General features: G+C 38.0%; 18 protein-coding genes and 2 tRNA genes. 8 read left to right on the top strand and 12 right to left on the bottom strand.

Features of this window, described 5'->3' with window-relative positions; genetic code table 11:
• Nucleotides 1-147: 147 nt before the first annotated feature.
• The 5 genes from HDC90_RS23515 to trpD all read right to left on the bottom strand — a co-directional run bounded on the left by HDC90_RS23515 (nucleotide 148) and on the right by trpD (nucleotide 5210).
• Complete coding sequence (locus tag HDC90_RS23515) at nucleotides 148-789, bottom strand: NAD(P)-dependent oxidoreductase (RefSeq protein WP_184470837.1); 642 nt, start codon at nucleotides 787-789, stop codon at nucleotides 148-150.
• 597 nt (nucleotides 790-1386) lie between these two features.
• Nucleotides 1387-2154 carry a tryptophan synthase subunit alpha gene (gene trpA / locus HDC90_RS23510; protein ID WP_184470835.1) on the bottom strand — a complete coding sequence of 256 codons (768 nt, stop codon included), beginning with the start codon at nucleotides 2152-2154 and terminating at the stop codon, nucleotides 1387-1389.
• A 107-nt stretch (nucleotides 2155-2261) separates the two neighbouring features.
• A complete protein-coding gene (gene trpB / locus HDC90_RS23505) occupies nucleotides 2262-3443 on the bottom strand; it encodes a tryptophan synthase subunit beta (protein ID WP_184470834.1) in 1182 nt (393 codons plus the stop codon).
• Nucleotides 3444-3594: 151 nt separating this feature from the next.
• Nucleotides 3595-4227, bottom strand: a complete 633-nt coding sequence (locus HDC90_RS23500; RefSeq protein ID WP_255497824.1) for a phosphoribosylanthranilate isomerase — start codon at nucleotides 4225-4227, stop codon at nucleotides 3595-3597.
• Entirely contained in the window at nucleotides 4221-5210 is a 990-nt protein-coding gene (trpD, locus tag HDC90_RS23495; protein ID WP_184470833.1) for an anthranilate phosphoribosyltransferase, read from the bottom strand. Before trpD ends, HDC90_RS23500 begins: the two co-directional genes overlap by 7 nt.
• 365 nt (nucleotides 5211-5575) lie before the next feature.
• Here trpD and HDC90_RS23490 point away from each other — a divergent pair, with 365 nt between their 5' ends.
• Nucleotides 5576-6517 carry an ion channel gene (locus HDC90_RS23490; RefSeq protein ID WP_184470832.1) on the top strand — a complete coding sequence of 314 codons (942 nt, stop codon included), beginning with the start codon at nucleotides 5576-5578 and terminating at the stop codon, nucleotides 6515-6517.
• Between the two features lie 347 nt (nucleotides 6518-6864).
• On the opposite strand, the gene HDC90_RS23485 is transcribed toward HDC90_RS23490, so the two are convergent.
• From HDC90_RS23485 to recR, 4 genes are all read right to left on the bottom strand, one after another.
• Nucleotides 6865-7704, bottom strand: coding sequence for an alpha/beta hydrolase (locus HDC90_RS23485; protein ID WP_184470831.1), 840 nt, complete (start codon nucleotides 7702-7704; stop codon nucleotides 6865-6867).
• Nucleotides 7705-7841: 137 nt separating this feature from the next.
• Nucleotides 7842-8252, bottom strand: a complete 411-nt coding sequence (locus HDC90_RS23480; protein WP_184470830.1) for a hypothetical protein — start codon at nucleotides 8250-8252, stop codon at nucleotides 7842-7844.
• Between the two features lie 10 nt (nucleotides 8253-8262).
• Nucleotides 8263-9081, bottom strand: a complete 819-nt coding sequence (locus HDC90_RS23475; protein ID WP_184470829.1) for an SDR family oxidoreductase — start codon at nucleotides 9079-9081, stop codon at nucleotides 8263-8265.
• Between the two features lie 139 nt (nucleotides 9082-9220).
• Complete coding sequence (recR, locus tag HDC90_RS23470) at nucleotides 9221-9838, bottom strand: recombination mediator RecR (protein ID WP_184470828.1); 618 nt, start codon at nucleotides 9836-9838, stop codon at nucleotides 9221-9223.
• Nucleotides 9839-10045: 207 nt separating this feature from the next.
• Here recR and HDC90_RS23465 point away from each other — a divergent pair, with 207 nt between their 5' ends.
• The 4 genes from HDC90_RS23465 (at nucleotide 10046) to HDC90_RS23450 (ending at nucleotide 13489) form a co-directional block, all read left to right on the top strand.
• Nucleotides 10046-11554, top strand: coding sequence for a sodium:solute symporter (locus HDC90_RS23465; protein ID WP_184470827.1), 1509 nt, complete (start codon nucleotides 10046-10048; stop codon nucleotides 11552-11554).
• 17 nt (nucleotides 11555-11571) lie between these two features.
• Nucleotides 11572-12279 carry a TIGR00730 family Rossman fold protein gene (locus HDC90_RS23460; protein ID WP_184470825.1) on the top strand — a complete coding sequence of 236 codons (708 nt, stop codon included), beginning with the start codon at nucleotides 11572-11574 and terminating at the stop codon, nucleotides 12277-12279.
• A gap of 190 nt (nucleotides 12280-12469) precedes the next feature.
• Nucleotides 12470-12970: a hypothetical protein gene (locus HDC90_RS23455; protein ID WP_184470823.1), complete on the top strand. Its 501-nt coding sequence runs from the start codon at nucleotides 12470-12472 to the stop codon at nucleotides 12968-12970.
• Between the two features lie 24 nt (nucleotides 12971-12994).
• Nucleotides 12995-13489, top strand: coding sequence for a hypothetical protein (locus HDC90_RS23450; RefSeq protein WP_184470821.1), 495 nt, complete (start codon nucleotides 12995-12997; stop codon nucleotides 13487-13489).
• A gap of 325 nt (nucleotides 13490-13814) precedes the next feature.
• Here the strand turns inward: HDC90_RS23450 and arsC are convergent, their stop codons facing one another.
• From arsC to HDC90_RS23435, 3 genes are all read right to left on the bottom strand, one after another.
• Nucleotides 13815-14159, bottom strand: a complete 345-nt coding sequence (arsC, locus tag HDC90_RS23445; RefSeq protein WP_184470819.1) for an arsenate reductase (glutaredoxin) — start codon at nucleotides 14157-14159, stop codon at nucleotides 13815-13817.
• Nucleotides 14160-14169: 10 nt separating this feature from the next.
• Nucleotides 14170-14760, bottom strand: coding sequence for a DUF502 domain-containing protein (locus tag HDC90_RS23440; RefSeq protein ID WP_184470817.1), 591 nt, complete (start codon nucleotides 14758-14760; stop codon nucleotides 14170-14172).
• A gap of 268 nt (nucleotides 14761-15028) precedes the next feature.
• Nucleotides 15029-17488 carry a bifunctional UDP-N-acetylmuramoyl-tripeptide:D-alanyl-D-alanine ligase/alanine racemase gene (locus HDC90_RS23435; protein ID WP_184470815.1) on the bottom strand — a complete coding sequence of 820 codons (2460 nt, stop codon included), beginning with the start codon at nucleotides 17486-17488 and terminating at the stop codon, nucleotides 15029-15031.
• Nucleotides 17489-17549: 61 nt separating this feature from the next.
• Between HDC90_RS23435 and HDC90_RS23430 the strand changes: the two genes are divergently transcribed.
• From HDC90_RS23430 to HDC90_RS23420, 3 genes are all read left to right on the top strand, one after another.
• Entirely contained in the window at nucleotides 17550-18038 is a 489-nt protein-coding gene (locus tag HDC90_RS23430; RefSeq protein WP_184470813.1) for a regulatory protein RecX, read from the top strand.
• Nucleotides 18039-18132: 94 nt separating this feature from the next.
• A tRNA-Gly gene (locus tag HDC90_RS23425) sits at nucleotides 18133-18208 on the top strand.
• A 72-nt stretch (nucleotides 18209-18280) separates the two neighbouring features.
• Nucleotides 18281-18364, top strand: a tRNA-Leu gene (locus HDC90_RS23420).
• Nucleotides 18365-18550: the final 186 nt, after the last annotated feature.

The following is an 18550-nucleotide window of genomic DNA, read 5'->3' as shown; positions in this document are numbered from 1 at the left end:
ATTAATTACCTTCAGGGTGACGGTCTGAGAGAATGATCGTCATTGCGAGAAGGCTTTTCAGCCGACGAAGCAATCTCTCTAGCAGGATCGCTAGTATGAAAGATTGCTTCGTCGTGTCTCCTCGCAATGACGATAAAAGTTATAAACCTAACTATTCCAGATAAATGGTGATTGTTTTACAAAGGCCTTCTCCCCTAACTGCTCAATAATAAACTGTGCTAAATTACAAGCGTTAATCTGATCACCATCACAATTCATCAAGCTTGTCCCTACAGTTGTTTGTTCATCCGTTTGGATGATTAAAGGCAACCGGATTAAAGTCCAATCGAGATTGCTTGCAGTTAAAAGATCATACTCTTTTTGTTTATCTGCGGTGGAAACTGGGTAATTATCGTACATCCATCGGGTAGCAAATTGAATTTTAGTATCTTTTTGGTCAAAAGGCGTATCTACATTGATCCCTGTAATGAGGATGTACCGTTTGAGATCAAAAGCTTTCATTACCTGTAAAATATTAGCCGTTGATTGGGTAAAGATTGTTTTTTCACTGGCAGGTTGTCCCATTCCCAATGCACTCACCACGATATCACAACCTTTTATAAGTGTTTGTACGGTTTCTGCATCTTTTACATCGCCGGTTACGATTTCTAACGAAGTGTGATGGATCTGAAGTTTTTCTGGATTTCTAACTAAGGCTTTTACCTTGAATTTTTGCGCCAACAGCGCATTTAATATATAAGTACCAGCTTTACCTGTAGCACCAATTAAAGCAATTTTTAAATCTTGCATGATGTTCTCTTTATAAATTTTAGAAAATAATAGCTTATCCCTTATAATCAGAACGATAAGGGGATTTCAGAATTGAATTCTGTTTTGGATAATATTTTATAAAGAGATTTTAATGGCACTAATTTAAGAAAAAATATTATTCGACTGTAACCATATAAGATATATAAGTTGCATATAAGCGCTATAGCTAATATGTTCTTACATACCTTATATGGTAAAGAAAACATAGTAAAAACTTTAAACTTCAATTCTAACCATATAAGACATATAAGTTGCATATAAGCGCTACAGCTAATATGTTCACATACCTTGTATGGTAAAGAAAACATAGTAAAAACTTTAAACTTCAATTCTAACCATAAGACATATAAGTTTGCATATAAGCGCTATAGCTAATATGTTCTTACATACCTTGTATGGTAAAGAAAACATAGTAAAAACTTTAAACTTCAATTCTAACCATATAAGACATATAAGTTTGCATATAAGCGCTATAGCTAATATGTTCTTACATACCTTGTATGGTAAAGAAAACATAGTAAAAACTTTAACCATCAAAACACAAAGCGCGTTTCTCAGTGCCTAAGTAGTAAAAACCTAAGCTTTAAACTTCTTCATAAACGTACGCACACTTTCTTCTAAATTTCCATCGGCGATGGCTTTAACGAATGCCGTACCAATAATGGCTCCGTTGGCATAAGAACAGGCCTTATCAAAAGTTTGTTTATCACTGATCCCGAAACCGATCATGGTTGGGTTTTTAAGATTCAGGTTTTTAATTCTGCTGAAATAAGCTTCGGTGGTATTGCCCACTTCGAGGTTTTTACCTGTGGTTGCCGACGATGATAACAAATAGATAAATCCATTGGTTAAACCGTCAATTTTATGGATCCGTTCTTCAGCAGTTTGAGGGGTAATTAAAAACACATTGCTCAGGTTATGTTTTTCGAAACAATCTTTATAAAATTCCTCATACTCTACCATCGGCAGATCGGGAACAATACAGCCATCTACGCCTACTTCGGCACAGGCTTCACAGAATTTTTCTACACCAAACTGCAAAACAGGATTTACATAACCCATTAACAACACAGGAATGGTAACGGTCTTACGCAAGTCTTTCAACTGTTCGAAAAGCAGCTTAAGCGTCATGCCTTGATCGAGCGATTGTTTGCTACTCGCCTGGATTACCGGTCCATCGGCAACAGGATCAGAATAAGGAAACCCGATTTCGAGCATATCTGCACCCGATTTCTCCAGTGCTTCTGCAATTTGAATGGTATCGCCGGTATTTGGATAACCAGCGGTATAATAAATTGATAATATATTTTTCTTCTCCTGGAAGAGTTTTTTGATTCGATTCATGTTTTTTCTTTTTCCGTCATTGCGAGGTACGAAGCAATCCTACTACACTCGCTAGGAGGCTAACCCAAAGCATTAAGATTGCTTCGTGCCTCGCAATGACGATTCTGCTACAGATTAAAATATTTTATATAAGTATCCAGATCCTTGTCGCCACGGCCTGAAAGGCAAACCACTACATTTTCGCCAGCTTTAAATTCCATTTTTTCTAAGTAAGCTAGGGCGTGTGCACTTTCAATGGCTGGAATAATTCCTTCTAATTTGGTGCACAATAAACCAGCTTCTAAACTTTCTTCATCGGTAATGGAAACATATTGTCCGCGCCCTGTTTTAAACAGATGCGCGTGTTGCGGACCAATGCCCGGGTAATCTAATCCTGCCGAAACGGAATGCGGTTCTACAACCTGCCCATCTTCAGTTTGCATTAAAATACTTCTACTACCGTGCAAAACACCTTCTTTCCCCAGATAAGTGGTTGCTGCAGAAAACCCGCTCGATACACCTTTACCTGCTGCTTCAACAGCAATCAGTTTCACATTTTCATCATCCATAAAATGGTAAAACATGCCCATGGCATTACTTCCGCCACCTACACAAGCCAAAACATAATCAGGCTGATCGCTTCCGGTCTGCGCTAATAACTGTTTTTTGGTTTCTTCAGAAATAATCGATTGAAAAATGGCCACCATATCAGGATAAGGATGTGGACCAACCACTGAGCCAATGATGTAATGTGTATCAACCGGGTTATTGATCCAGTCGCGCATGGCTTCGTTAGTGGCATCTTTTAAGGTTTTACTTCCAGAACTGGCCGGAACCACCTTTGCGCCTAACATTTTCATACGGGCCACATTCGGTGCCTGGCGCTCAATATCAACCTCGCCCATGTAAATTACACACTCCAGGTTACGCAGCGCACATACTGTTGCTGTAGCTACACCATGCTGCCCCGCCCCTGTTTCGGCAATAATTCTTTTTTTACCAAGCTTCTCTGCCAATAAAATCTGCCCGATGGTATTGTTGATCTTATGGGCACCAGTATGGTTTAAATCTTCTCTTTTTAGAAAAATATTGGCACCATATCTTTCAGAATATCTTTTGGCCAGGTATAAAGGCGAAGGGCGGCCAACATAATCTTTTAATAATTGATGAAATTCCTTTTGAAAATCGGCATCATCAATAATCTTTAAATAGTTTTGACGCAATTCTTCTACGTTTGGATACAGCATTTCGGGGATGTAGGCGCCACCAAAATCTCCATAATATCCTTTTTCGTTTACTTTGTATTTCATGATATCTATCAACTAATCTGTCACCTTGATGGTTACTAAAGATAAGTCGTCATTCCCGCGCAGGCGGGAATCTTAAAGCTTATTGCATTATGATTCCCAATCAAGTTGGGAATGACGGATTAACTTATACTCAATCACCTTCAGGATGACATTATTTCGTGTTCATTTCTTTTATAAATTCTTTAATCTTCTCTGCATCTTTTAAGCCTGGCTCCACTTCAAACCTGCTATTGATATCGAGGGCGTATAAACGACTATCGTTTATGTTTTTTATGGCCGTGGTATGTTCCAAATCAATCCCACCGCTTAAAAAGTAAGGTTTTGTATATGTATATCGGTCTAAAACAGACCAATTGAATGTTTTTCCAGATCCACCGTGTGTTTTAGTTTTGGTATCGAACAGGAAATAATCTGCAACAGTTAGGTAAGGTTCGAGCGTTGAAAAATCAAAATCTTCATCTATTCCAAAAGCCTTAATTACTTCTAGCGCTGGGAAGGTCGACTTTAATGCTTCACAGTACTCAGGAGACTCACTTCCATGTAACTGAACAGCTTTTAGCTTCAATGTGTTTACCTTATCTTTTACCTGTTCAATAACCTCATTTACAAAAACACCAACGGTTTTAATCTCAGCGGGAATATATTTGATTAATTCAGCAGAAACATCGCTGATCAGTCTGGGCGATTTCTCATAAAAGATAAAGCCCAGATAATCTGGCTGCAGTTCGGCAACCGCAGCAATGTTCGCTGCCAAACGCATTCCGCAAACTTTTAACTTTAACATGCCAATAGGTTTTTGAAACTTTTTAATGCTTTTTTGCTCATTAACGATTCTTCTGCTTCGTAAAAACAATCAGCAAAAGATAGTTGGGGTTTTATGGTTTTAATGGCCAATGCCGAATTGCACAATACTACATTGTTCTGTACATCGGTGGCTTCGCCATTTAATACATCCATAAATATTTTGGCTGATGATTCTACGGTATCACCACCTTTAATCGCATTTACATCCACTTTTTCGAAGCCCATATCACCAAGCGTTAAAATTTGCTCACCCTTATTCGAAAAGGTTTTTACATCGCATGTTAGGGAAACTTCATCATAACCTTCCAGTGCATGTACAATGGTATAACTTTTATCGGTATCCTGATATAGATAAGCATATAAACGGGCGAGCTCCAAACTAAAAACCCCTACCATCTGGTATTTCGGCTGACCAGGGTTAACCATTGGCCCCAGCATATTGAAAAAAGTTTTCACGCCCAGTTCCTTACGGATCGGTGCCACAATTTTCATGGCCGGATTAAACAGTGGGGCATGTAAAAAACAGATCCCTGCGGCATCTAAATTACGCCTTAAAGTATCCTCATTATTGGTAAAGGTATAACCTAAATATTCCATTACGTTAGAAGAACCGCAGCCCGAAGAAACGCCGTAATTACCATGTTTAGCTACATGATGCCCTGCACCTGCCACTACAAATGAGGATAAGGTAGAAATATTGAAAGTATCTTTACCATCACCTCCGGTACCGCAAAGATCAATCAGTTCGTAACCCGATAAATTTACTTTAACGCACATATCAAGCATCGCATCACGAAAGCCCTGTAACTCTTGCACAGTAATATTACGCATGGCATAAGCGGTAATAAAAGCGGCAATTTGTGAAGAATTAAATGCGCCTTCAGAAATGGAGATTAAAATGTTCTTTGCTTCTTCCCTGCTAAAATGCTTGTTTTCGAATAAATGGTTTAATATTTTTTTCATGTTTTGTATAACGCTTATCGTCATTCTATCTCCGTGGTCTGTGTCTCCACAAACCACTTAATATTTTATAAATCTTATTTTATAGCTGCTGATCACGATTAATCGTGATCAGCATGACGCACCACTTTTTAACTACCCCGTCCTTCGGACACCCCTCCGCGCGAGGGGAAGGCATAAAAAAAGGATTGCTTTTTGGGCAATCCTCTTCGTTCTGTTTAAAATATTTTAAAGTATATAACAATAGAATTTGCCTAACGAATTTCGTTATGCCACCACCAATTGTTATTTAAGTTTTTAATTATCATGTTTGTATAAAGCAAATATTGACATAGTTTTTTAATATTCCAAAATCTTTATAAAAATATATGGTTTTCTTTAAAAGAAAAGTACAGTTTCATGATGATTTGGGTTTCGGATCCAATCCCGTTACCAAAAACCAGCGCATGCTCAACCCCGATGGTTCGGCAAATATAGAACGTACAGGCCTGCCCTGGTTTAAGTTCGACGATACCTATACCCGCCTGGTTACCATGAGCTGGCCGCGGTTTTTCTTTGTTATTCTGATAGCCTACCTCATTGTTAATACCATATTCGCAGTATTATATAATGTGGTGGGAATCGAAAACTTAGAAGGCGCCAAAGGTTTAACCCTGCGCGACCAGTTTTTTGATGCTTTTTTCTTTTCTGCCCAAACCATTTCTACCGTAGGTTATGGTCATATTTCACCACAGGGTTTTATTACCAGCATTTTGGCTGCATTCGAAAGCATGTTGGGTTTGCTGGCTTTTGCATTAGCCACGGGTTTATTGTACGGCCGTTTTAGCCGACCTACTTCTAAGGTGAGCTTCAGCAAAAAAATGGTAATAGCCCCTTACGAGAATGGCCATGGTTTAATGTGCCGCCTGGTAAATCTCCGCCGTAACCAGCTCATTGAGGTTGAAGTACAGATGGTAATGTCGTACAACGAAACGGTTGATGGCAAACAGGTGAGAAGATTCTACCCGCTGACACTGGAACGCGATAAAATTGGTATCCTGTCTTTAAACTGGACCTTGGTACATCCTATTACCGAGGAGAGTCCGTTTTACGAAAAATCATTAACGGAGTTACAACAGGCAGAAGTTGAAATTTTTGTGATGCTTAAAGCTTTTGATGATACTTTTTCGCAACATATTCATACCAGGACCAGCTATCAGGATGAAGAAATAGAAATGGACGCCAGATTTGAGAAAATGTATTACCATAACGAAGAGGGTAAAATGGTAATGGATTATAGTAAGCTGGATAAGATTACGCGGACGGTGTAAAGATCTTTCTTATTGAAAAGTTTTTTCGCCTTTTTAGGAGAGCTTTTTATTTCTTTTGGAAAACAGGTTTCTTGCTAATCGGTTGCGGTAGTCCTGCCATACGCTGCAATCTTTTTGTGGTCCTGTCATCCTGAGGTACGAAGGATCTGCTCATAGGCTGCAGATGAAAGGCCATTTAAGGCTGCTGCAAACAAAAAGGATTTTCGCTGCTGTCGGGTTTAGGTGGGTTCGGTAGGTGCAAGGAATAGAACCACCCCGCCTTACCGGCACCTCTTCATAAGAGGGGAATTAAAACTGATTCAGCGTTATCAACTTTAATAGCCAAGAAGCAAGAAAGTCGACAATGCTTACGAAGATGTCTTTCGTATAAAATCCAAAATATCCTGATACAATTGATTCCCACCAAAAATCATCTGACTAATCATAGGCACATGGCTTTTCCCATTAATCTCCTTTATTTCTACCGGGACGTTGTTAGCTTTAAGTTTTTCGTATAACCTTGGTGTCTGTAATTTAATGGCACCATAAGTTTTGCTTCCATAAAACAGTAAATGCGGATTTTTGATGTTATTTACATAATACATCGGTGAGGCCGCTTTCCAAACTTCGGGCTGCTCGGTAAAGGTTCTGATGAAATCAAAATAAAAATGGTCTTTTTCGGCTGTGGTTAAATATTCGTGCATATCTAAGCCAAAAGGATCATTCAGAATTACACCTTTAATCGGATTCTTAATGCCTGCTTTTTTAAAATATTTAGGATCTGCATTGATCAATTCGGCTAGATGTGCCCCGGCAGAATGTCCCATCACAAAAATCTTATCCGGATTTGCAGTATAATCGGCTATATGTGCTTTAACCCATTTCACGACTAAAGCACAATCATCGTCCATTTTTTCATACTGGAAATTTGGTGCTAAAGGGTAATTGATGATGACAGTAACCACACCCTTCCGTGCAAAATTCCTGCCCAACCACCAATAAGTTTCCTTTTTACCACTGCTCCACGAGCCACCGTGAATAAAGATTAAAACAGGTTTATTTTTAATACTGTCGTTTTTGTAAAAAATATTCAGCGTATTGGCTTCGTTGGTATTGCCCGCATAATTTATATTTTTAGCTTTTTTTACCTGGGCAACAGCCAATATCGTCTGGAACAAGAGCATCAATAAAATAAGGTATTTGTACATAAAAAAAGTTTGTCATCTCAGCTTAAATAAACGAAATTGTTGTAAAGGTGGATTTTTTTGATAATCAGCTCGTCACCCTGAATTTATTTCAGGGTCTATTTGTCTGTGATTCGCTAAACATTGTTATCAAAACGTTTCTAGGCAAAATAAGAAAAGCCTAAACTAAAAGCCAAACTATCGCAGGCCTTGTTTAACTCATTCTTTAATTCTCCCGAAACAAAAACGTATCCATTAAATTTCCAAATTTTAATCCCTTCACTATTTTCTAATTCAATTGATGATGCATCTATAGAATTAAAGACATTTAATTCATAGTATATATCAATTTCTTTTTTAAGAATTGGGTCAAACAATTTTACTTTTTTAATACTGACTTGATTGTGCAACTTTTTGAAAATATCCAGATGTACATTATTGAAAAGAAAATAATTTTCATTTATCAGAAATGGCATATAGTTTCCTTTTTTAACCACCCTAAAATTTTGGTCATTGACTTTCCAAAGAACTAAATCATTATGTTCTACAATATTCAAAAACCATATATCCATAATGCACCTTCTACCCCTTAATCAACGGATTCTTTTCCTTCGCAAACAGATCAAAAACCTTTTTATCTACAAAAGCCGGAAAAAGTTTATTCATCCAAACGGCTAATTTTCCTTGTCCCGTCATAATTAGGGTGCGTTTGCGTTTTTCGATACCATCAGCAATAATGCTCGCCACTTCTTCTGACGACATCATTTTACCTTCATCCATACTGGTTTCACCATGTGCGGCACCATCCTTTGATAAAGCTGTAACACGGATATTAGACGCCGTAAAACCAGGGCAGGCCAAAAGCACATTTACACCCGTTTTTAACAGTTCGGTACGTAATGATTCCATAAAACCGTTCATTGCAAATTTAGAGGCCGAATAACCTGTTCTGCCTGGCAAACCGCGGAAACCGGCAATTGACGAAACGCCAACAACTGTCCCTTTGGTTTTCAAAATCTCGGGCAAAGCATATTTGGTACAATAAACCGTTCCCCAGAAGTTTACATCCATCAGGTTTTTAAGTACCGATAAATCCAGATCGTTAAACAGGGCCCGCATGGATAACCCAGCATTATTCACAAGAATATCAATCTTTTGAAAGGATACCAAAGCCTGTTTGACAATCAGTTCGCAATCTGCCTCTTTACTTACATCGGCCTGAACAGCCACCGCCCTAATATTATATTTTTTTTCCAGATCGGCGGTAATTTCACAAAGGGTTACATATTGGCGGGCGGCTAAAACCAGACTGGCACCACGTTTAGCAAATTCTTCGGCGCAGGCTTTTCCAATTCCGCTCGATGCCCCGGTGATGATGATTACTTTATTTTTTAGGTTCATTTATAGTAGGAAGTATTGAGTATTGAGTAGGAGTAGTAAGTATCAAGTAGTAAGTATCGAGTATCAAGAAACAGGTAAATGATTAAGCCTCAATCAGCAATTTTGTGCTTAATACTTGCTACTTTATACCTGATACTAATTATTTCATCATTGCAGTTTCGTAAGGCACACGGGTTACAATCGATCTGCCGAGCGTAATTTCATCTGTATATTCCAGCTCGCCACCAAAAGCAATACCCCGTGCAATGGTAGTTACCGGAACATTAAACTCCTTTAATCTTTTGTACAGGTAAAACAACGTGGTATCGCCCTCCATATTCGGGCTCAATGCTAAAATCACCTCTTTAACTCCTCCCACGGCCATTCTGGCAACTAATCCATCAATAAACAGATCGGAAGGGCCAACGCCATCCATTGGAGAAATTAAGCCACCCAAAACATGGTAAACTCCAAAATATTGACCAGTATTTTCAATGGCCATCACATCCCGGGTATCTTCTACCACACAAATGGTTTCTTTATCACGTTTTGGTGAAGTACAGATCTCACACACCGCATAATCGGAAATGTTATGGCAGGTGCTGCAATGTTTTATCTGCTGTTTAAGTTTTATAAAAGTATTGCCAAACTGGTTTACCTCCTCCTGCTCTTTGTTTAAAAGATGTAATACCAAACGTAAAGCTGTTTTTTGCCCTACCCCAGGAAGTTTTGAGAATTCGTTTACCGCATCTTCGAGCAGCTTGGATGAAAAATTCATATTGCAAAAATAGGTAAAATGGTTCATTGGTTCAATAGTATTTAGTTCATTGGTTCATAAGTTCAATTGTTCATTGGTAACTGCAAATTGTCAACTGAAAGCTGCAAATAGTTTATCGGCGCTTTCACTTCGGACTCCAGACTTCAGACTCAAGAATATTGCTTGATTTGATAGTTTTCTTTACATTTATCAGCTTAATACGAAACTATGTCTCCAACCATCCTATTGTGTTTCCTGATCGGTTACTTTTTATTGCTGATCATTATCTCATTTGTAACTTCAAAAAATTCATCCGATAATTCTACTTTCTTTGTTGCCAACCGGAACTCTAAATGGTATTTAGTTGCCTTTGGAATGATCGGAACCGCACTTTCGGGCGTTACTTTTATTTCGGTACCCGGAGAAGTTGGCGCACCCGGCGGAAACCAATTTCAATATTTTCAGTTTGTATTGGGTAATGCAGTTGGCTTTATTATTATAGCTACAGTTTTGCTACCACTATACTACCGGATGAACTTAACATCTATTTACAGCTATATCGAAAAAAGATTAGGCCATTATAGCTATAAAACAGCAGCATCGATATTTTTATTGAGCCGCACTCTGGGATCAGCTACCAGATTATACCTCGTAGTGATTGTTTTACAGCGTTTTATATTCGATAATTATGGCATTCCGTTCTGGTTAACGGTTTTAATTTCTTTGGCATTGATCTGGTCGTACACGTTTAAGGGTGGGTTAAAAACCATCATCATTACCGATACTTTGCAAACATTTTTCCTCGTTTTATCAGTTTTCCTAACCATTTATTTCATCTGTAACAGTCTTGATTTCAGTATTCCACAGGCATTCGAAACGGTAAAAAACAGCAGTTATTCGAAAATATTCTTTTTAAATGATTTCCTGACCAATAAATTCTACTTCAGTAAACAGTTTATCGGCGGTATTTTCGTTACCATCGCGATGACAGGCTTAGATCAGGATTTGATGCAGAAAAACCTGAGCATGAGCACCATCAAAGAGGCACAGAAAAATATGTTCACTTTTACAGGTGTATTTGTAATTTTAAATGTTTTCTTTTTGAGTGTGGGTGCATTGTTATACATTTTTGCGGCGAAAAACGGTATCGATATCCCATTAGACCACATTACTGCAAAACCGAGAACAGATTTATTGTTCCCCGAAATTGCTTTAAATAACCTGGGTGCAATACCTGCTATTATATTTATGCTGGGCTTAACAGCGGCAACATTTGCCACAACCGACTCAGCACTTACAGCCTTAACCACATCGTTCTGTGTAGACTTTTTAGGCATGGCTAAAACAGAAAATGTAAATGCTAAAGATGCTGTTAAAAAACGTCATACCGTACACGTGGCCTTTTCTATTTTGATGTTCCTTGTTATCATCGTAATCAATGCACTGAACAGTTCATCGGTAGTAAGCTTAATTTTTACCATCGCCTCTTACACCTACGGACCGCTCTTAGGCTTGTATAGTTTTGGATTATTTGTAAAAAAACGCGGACTTCATGATAAATTAGTGCCAATAGTTTGCTTATTATCACCTTTTTTATGTTACTTGCTTGCAAGCAATTCGGCCACAATATTGGGCGGATATGTATTTAGTGTTGAACTGATTTTAATTAACGGTTTAATCACATTTATAGGTTTGTTGTTCATCAGCAAAAAAACTGATGCACAAACCAAATTTTAATATTAGAATAACAGTATATGACGAGTGAAGAAAAAATTAGAAGTGCTTTCGAAAACAAAGACTGGCAAGAAATCAAAGTAACAGACTCTTGGCAAATTTTTAAAATCATGGCCGAGTTTGTAGACGGTTTTGAAAAACTAGCTAAAATTGGCCCCTGCGTTACCATTTATGGTTCGGCACGTACTGCCCAAACACACCGGTATTACCAATTGGCAGAGCAGTGCGGTAAATTATTAACCGATAGAGGTTATGGCGTAATTACTGGCGGTGGCCCAGGTATTATGGAGGCGGGTAACAAAGGTGCACACACCAATGGAGGTAAATCAGTAGGCTTAAACATTGAGTTACCATTTGAGCAGTTCCACAATAAATATATCGATCACAATAAATTACTGGAGTTTGATTATTTCTTTGTGAGGAAGGTAATGTTTATGAAATATAGCCAGGGCTTTGTAGTACTACCAGGCGGATTTGGCACTATGGATGAGCTGTTTGAAGCTTTAACACTTATCCAGACCGGAAAAATCGCTCGTTTCCCGATCGTATTGGTCGGTGTTGACTATTGGGGAGGTTTAATTGAATGGATTAAAAGTACTATGCTTCAAAAAGAACACAATATCCACGAAGAAGACTTAAATCTTTTCAGATTGGTAGATACAGCGGAAGAAGCCGCAGAGCATATTTTCCGCTTCTACGATAAATATGTACTTAAACCGAATTTCTAGGCCAGTTCAATGGTTAATTTGCCATTGGTTGATTAGTCAGTTCAAGATGGTTAACTGGTTAATTGTTTAAATCGGTTAACTGAAAATTGAAAACTAATAACTGCCAACTGAAAAAGTGCTTACAAACAATAAGCGCTTTTTTTATGTAACAACTTCAACCAACGGGTATCTAAAATAAAACGCAATTAAAATGTCGAAATTTATCAACTGGAAAAGTAATTGGCTTAACGGAAACTTTCAACTCTTTGCAGACGGGGTACAAAAAGGAGCAATCACTTTTGGAACGTGGAAAAGCGATGCGGAAAGCATGTTTGAAGATAAAAATTATTTCTTCTCCAATGAAGGCTTTTGGCAATCGAGTACCAAAGTAATCGACAGAAAAACAAATGAAACAGTAGCCATGATTACTTATGACACCTGGAAATCGAAGGCGGTTATCAGCTTAAAATCGGGTGAACAGTACGAATGGAAGTCGACAAATTTATGGCGTTCGCAATGGACGGTGAGCAATTATAAAGATGAGCACATTATGTACAACGCTAGCAGCAGCAGTGGTGCATTATCTTCTGATACCGATAACGAATTATTGATTATAGCAGGTTTATTTATTAAGCAGATCTATAATAAACAGGCAATTCTGCTTATTGTGTGCTTCATGCCGATCATTACGGCATCGACACTTCATAATTAGTGATAAATTAAATCCTTTTGTGAGATGGAACAGGTATTAAATTGGAGAAAAGGTTTATTTGATAGCAATTATCAGGTATTTAACAACGGACTATTAAAATTTTCGCTGAATTTTAGTTCGTGGAAGAATTCGGCAATAGCCACTACCCAGGCAGGTATTTACCTGTTAAAAAGTGAAGGATATTCTAAACCTGAAACTAAATTATTGAACAATCAGAATGAGGTTTTAGCTATAATTACTTATGACTGGCTTCGTTTTAAGGCTAAAATTGTATTTGCCTCTGGCGATACTTTTGACTGGAGCTTTCAAAACAGCTGGTTAAGTAGATGGTCTTTAAATAACCATCAGGATAAGCAGATTTTGTTTAATGCTACAACCGGAAATGGAATGTTACATACCAATGTAGATGATGATATGCTGATTTTATGCGGGCTTTTTATTCGCGAATACTATTCGAGGCTGCTTGTTGGTTTTATCATTTTTATGTTTATTCTGTTTAGTTTCAAGAATATTTTTTAGATTCTGCAGATTGTTCTTCGAAGTCTATTTCTAAACGAGATCGTCATGCTGAATTTATTTCAGCATCCATACTTCATATAGACCCTGAAATAAATTCAGGGTGACGTACCACATTAAAACGAACTATTTTATCGTAGCGGGACGCTACGACTAGAGTTAGCTAATCTGGTCTATGCGTGTCGCTAAGACATTAGAAAATACTAAATTTAAGTTACGGAACTATTGTATGTCGTAGCGAGACGCTACGACTAGAGTCAGCATCTATCCTTCATATAAGACCCTGAAATAAATTCAGGGGGACGTATCTCGAGAGAGACTTTTTAGGTTATCCCAAAATCTCTTTTATCTTTTCGGTTGGTCTGGCAATAACGGCCTGATCTCCTGAGACAATAATCGGTCTTTCCATTAAAATTGGATGTGTAATCATGGCTTCAAGCCATTCTTCATCGGTTAAGGTTTTTCCTTTATAATTTTCAATAAAAACCTTTTCGCCTTTACGGATCAATTCCAATGGTTTAATATCCAATTTCTGGATAATTTCTTCCAGTTCAGTCTTACTGGGCGGGGTTTCCAGGTAATAAACCACTTCAAAAGCCTTTCCACTATTTTCTAATTCTGCTAAGGCACAACGGCTTTTGGTACATCTGTTATTATGGTATATTGTAATCATTTAGAAATGCTTATAGTCCACTTACGCCGCCGCTCACTACCAATTTCATGGCATCAGCCGCTGTCATTTGCAAATCGGTTACCTTATCTCTTCTTACAATGCAAAGCTGACCAGCAAAAGAATAGGAAAGTGGAAAGTAAACAGCTACTTCATCAGGCAGATCGAGTTTATGCAGGTCGTTCTGTGTTAAAAATCCGATCTTTTTCAAACCTCCCTCCACTTCTACCAGTACCGGGTGATTAAATTTTTTCTCGTCGCCAACAAAAGCTTCCGTTAAATCTTTTATAGATGAATAAATAAAATTAAGCAAGGGCAACCTTTGCATCATCCGCTGAAACCAGTTGTACATAGGCTCGGTTACCAGATTGGTTACAAAGATACCGGCAAGCAAAATAATGGTCAAAACGGTCAACAAACCTAAACCGGGAATATTGCGGCTTTCGCCTGTGCGTGGATTTACGCCTAAAATATTGTTTACATTTAACCAGCTATCAACCGTTGTAACTGCCCAAACCACAATAAAAATACTCACGGCTATGGGCACAACAATTAATAAACCTTTAATCAAATAGTTTAAAATGGCTTTCCCGACTTTGTTCATGGTGCAAACTTAGCATTTTTTTTAGTTCAATCGTTTATTCGTCATTAGTTCATTTGTGTAGGGTGCATAGCTGTGCGATCCGTTATAATAGAGTGATCCATTTGTGTAGGATGCATATTTTAGCCATTGCTAGTTACCGTTGGCTATGAACTATAAAACTATTGACCAATGAACCAGTAAACTAATAGGCATTTTGCTTTACTAATGAACAATTGAACCAATAGGCAATTTGTCATACTAATGACCCATGAACCAACGACTAATGAACTTATTCGTAGAAATAAATCCTCTTTACCCTTTGCGAGATATTGGTTAGAATTTCATACGGAATGGTATTAATATCTTTCGCCAATTGCATAATGGTGTGTTCTTTGTTGAAAACAATAGCCTCATCCCCTGGTTTCACATCGATACCCGTAACATCCAACATGGTCATGTCCATGCAGATTGAGCCTATTACAGGTACTAAATGGCCATTAATGAGCATTTTGCCAACGCCATTACCAAAATACCTGGTATATCCATCTGCATAACCAATTTTTACAGTGGCAATTTTTCCGCCATTTTGCATCACACCTTTTCTGCTGTAACCTACGGTTTCGCCTGCTTCCAGCGTTTTTACTTGGGTAACCGTAGTTTTAAGCACCATTACCGTCTGTAAACCACGGTTATTTGCCAAAGCAGAATCGAAGCCATATAAACCAATTCCTAAACGTACCATATCCATCTGCGCTTCGGGCCAGCGCGAGATACCAGAGGTATTGGAAATATGCAGTAATGGCTTATAGCCCAAAACATTAACCAACTGATTGGCAATGATTTTAAATTTATCAATCTGCTGCTGGGTAAATCCATCATGCTCTGCAGCATCACTAGCCACCAAGTGAGAAAAAATACTCTGCACTTTTACCCTTGCGGAATCTTTTAACAGGCCAGATAAGGCATCCATTTCAGGTTGATCAAAACCTAAACGGTGCATGCCACTATCAATTTTAATGTGGATCGGATAATCGAAGTCATAATCGGATAGTGCATTTAAAAAGCTATTCAGGATTTCTACACTGTAAATTTCGGGTTCGAGCCGATGTTTGATAATGGCTTCGAAAGCAGATTCCTCAGGACTCATCACCATAATGGGCAAAGTAATACCTGCTTTACGCAAAGCAATGCCTTCATCGGCATAAGCTACCGCCAAATAATCTACTTTATGGAACTGCAGTAAATTGGCAATTTCAAAACTTCCGCTTCCATAAGAAAAGGCCTTAACCATGGCCATTATTTTAACGCCATGCTTAATTTTAGAGCGGTAAAACTGCAGGTTATTCACCATGGCATTCAGGTCGATTTCTAAAACCGTATCGTGTATTTTCTGGGTAAGGAGTTTACTGATCCGGCCAAATTCGAACCGCCTGGCCCCTTTTACCAATATCGTTTCGTGGTTAAACTGTAAACGAGGGAAAGCATCGATAAAGGCATTGGTATCGTCGAAAAACTGCGTTTCAAACTTAAAAAGATCAGCAAACCGCGAAATATGTGTTCCTATTCCAATCAGGCGGTTTACTTTCTTCTGTAAAAGCAATTCGGCTATTTCGGTGTATAAATCCAAATCTTCTCTTCCTGTTTCAAATAGTTCGGAAAGAATAACGGTTTTCTTTGGGTGCTGATTCTGTTGATTTAAAAAATCTAGGGCAATGGCCAATGAAGAAATATCGGCGCTGTAAGAATCGTCGATAATGGAACATTGGTTAATTCCATTTTTCAGCTCTAAGCGCATGCTTACATGGCTTAGTTTTTCTAAACGCAGATCGGCCTGTTCAGGGGTATAACCTAAAGCCAATAAAGTTGCCCAACAGATCATGCCATTTTCTATCGAGGCTTTATCTTTAAAAGGCAGCATGCACTCTATTTCGGTATCTTGATAAATGGCCCTTAAGTAGCAATTTCCTTCAATGGGTTCAACTGCAATAATCTGAAGATCTGCGGTTTGTTTACTGCTCCAACTAAACTGTTTTTTACCAGGAAGTTCTTTTGTACTGATTTCGGTTACATAATCGGGCGAATAAATAAATAATTCGGAAGTGGCAAAAAGCTTCAGTTTCTCTGTCAGTTTTTCCTTTTTAGAAACAAATCCTTCTGCATGTGCCTCACCGATATTGGTTAAAATCCCGATTTCAGGACGGATAATTTCAGCTAAATGTTGCATTTCGTTCACGGCAGAAATACCGGCTTCGAAAATCCCTAAGGTATGGTCGGTCTCGATCTGCCATACCGAAAGTGGTACGCCAATCTGTGAGTTATAACTTTTCGGGCTTTTAACAATGTTAAAATCAGCTGCCAGAAGCTGGTAAAGCCATTCTTTAACGATCGTTTTTCCATTACTACCAGTAATGCCGATTGTTTTTAGGTCAAATTTATTCCGGTGTTCGATAGCAAGTTTTTGTAGCGCCGCTAAAGTATCATCCACCAGTAAAAAATTGCAGTCGGGGTATTCCTGAATGTATTTTGATTCTGTAATTACAAAATTCCTGATTTCCTTTGCATAAGCATCTTTAATAAATTCATGTCCATCGCGGTGCGAAGACAAAGCAAAAAACACAGAATTTTCTGGCACCAAAACCGAACGGCTATCAACTACCAAATATTGAATAATTACCTGTCCATCAATTAATTTGGCATCGGCATTTAAAATTTCGGCTATTTTGGTGATGGTGTATATTGGATTTTGCATGTTATTATATTCAGAAAAATACGGTAATCGCTTTTATTTTTACGAATTTCAGTAATTAATTATGAAAAGCGGTAAACAAGAAGCAGTATTATTAGATAAAAAACAAGCTTTGGTAAAAGCCGAGCGTTTTTGTGTTTACCAGGAGCGTTCGCAAAAGGAAGTGCGGTATAAACTGGTAGAATGGGGAATACGTGGCGACGAACTGGAAGAAATTATAAGCGAGCTGATTTTAAATAATTTTTTAAATGAAGAAAGATTTGCTAAAAGTTATGCATCTGGTAAATTTAACATTAAACACTGGGGGCGTGTTAAAATTAAACAAGGTTTAAAATTAAAAGGGGTACCCGATAAAATTTTGCAAAAGGCAATTTATAGCATCGATGATGATGATTATATACAAACCATCGAAAAATTAGCCTTAAAAAAAGCGGAAGGTTTAAACGAAAATGATCTGTTTAAAAGAAAAAATAAGTTAATGAGCTACCTTCAGGCAAAAGGTTTTGAAACTGATTTAATTTTACTTGTACTGAAAGCCAGCAATTTAAATTAAATATTAAATTTTTAACAAGAAATCTCTTGACAGAAATATAAATCTGCCTATATTTGCATCACCAAAACGAAACAACAACATCAGTTTTGTAAATGCGAAAGTAGCTCAGTTGGTAGAGCACGACCTTGCCAAGGTCGGGGTCGCGAGTTCGAATCTCGTCTTTCGCTCCAAATAAATGCCTTCCTACCAGAAGGCATTTATTTTAAAGTTAACCAAACCGATGGAGATCGGTAGCGGCTAATGCTCGGGTGGTGGAACTGGTAGACACGCAGGACTTAAAATCCTGTGCTTTCAAAGGCGTGCGGGTTCGATTCCCGCCCCGAGTACACAAAAAAAATCGAACAAAAACCTTTCAGAAATGAAAGGTTTTTTTGTTTATAGAATTAATTTTGTTTGTCATATAGTTACCACGTTTTCTGGATCAAGCGGAAAAGTTGGGGGGAATAAAATAATTTGTTTCTTTGTGGTATTACAACAATTATAACTTCCCTTGAATCAAGCCGAACAAACCC

It is taken from the genome of Pedobacter sp. AK013 (assembly GCF_014205835.1).
Lineage (GTDB): Bacteria > Bacteroidota > Bacteroidia > Sphingobacteriales > Sphingobacteriaceae > Pedobacter.
Note: the sequence above shows the minus strand (reverse complement) of the source record. Positions and strands in the feature narration are given on the sequence as shown.